General features: G+C 42.0%; 2 protein-coding genes. Both read right to left on the reverse strand.

Annotated features, from left to right (window positions below):
* Window positions 1-210, reverse strand: a 210-nt coding sequence (locus A3738_RS32145; RefSeq protein WP_156504447.1) for a hypothetical protein, incomplete at its 3' end; no start/stop codon positions are given.
* A gap of 180 nt (window positions 211-390) precedes the next feature.
* Window positions 391-874, reverse strand: a 484-nt coding sequence (locus tag A3738_RS23425; RefSeq protein ID WP_197473983.1) for a LytTR family DNA-binding domain-containing protein, incomplete at its 5' end; no start/stop codon positions are given.

Below are 874 nucleotides of genomic sequence, written 5' to 3' on the forward strand. Positions count from 1 at the left end.
ACTATCAAGATTAAAAAACTTCTTAATAACAGTTCTAACAATTTTACTGTAAGGGATTTTTGTATTGGGTTGTTGGTCAACCAAGATCGTGTCGTCTTCGCTGATTGGAATATTTGGATTGGCTAAACAATGGCTCGACGTGCTGAACAGAGCAAGCGCAAATGCAAAGATACCAGCGATTTTTTTAGCTTTATTGTTATGTTGACGCACGGATACTGACCTCGTTTTTCTTAACAACATTACGGATCATACATAAAGTTCTGCGACATTTTTGTGAACTGCTTTTATGGGCATAGTGAGAGTGAGAACGGTGTCGACTAAATGACGCCTTACTAAGCCGAAACTGTGCTGGGTGGCACAAAAAAAGATCTGTGAAATTTCTAAAACGGCTCAGAGAGAGGAGATAAGGTCGCGAACTTCACTACAATGCCGTCGGCTAACTTCCGTTGTGAGGCCATTGCTGAGCTCAATGATGTGCGTACCCGATGCGGATTTTTTGAGTTTTCTAAGATGTTTAGTGTTAACGAGAGTGCTACGGTGCACGCGAATGAAGTGCGGGTAAAGCTCTTCGAGTTCTTTTAAGGTTTGGTTACTTAAGGTTTCGCCTTGCTTATGAATAACATTCACATACTTTTGATCGGCTTTGAATAGCAGTATATCGTCGAGGTCGATCTTTTCTTGGCCATCCCATGTGTTCGCAATAAAGAATGAATCCGCACTTTGACCTGCCTGCAGTACTTTGACAGCCTTTAAATGAGCCTGACTTAATGCTTGTGCTTGGTTCAAACTTTGCAGAAGCTGCTCTTCTCTAGCCGGCTTTAGTACATAACCTATGGCATTCGCTTGAAACGCCTGTAAGGCATATTCGTCATAG

The organism is Oleiphilus sp. HI0066 (assembly GCF_001635725.1).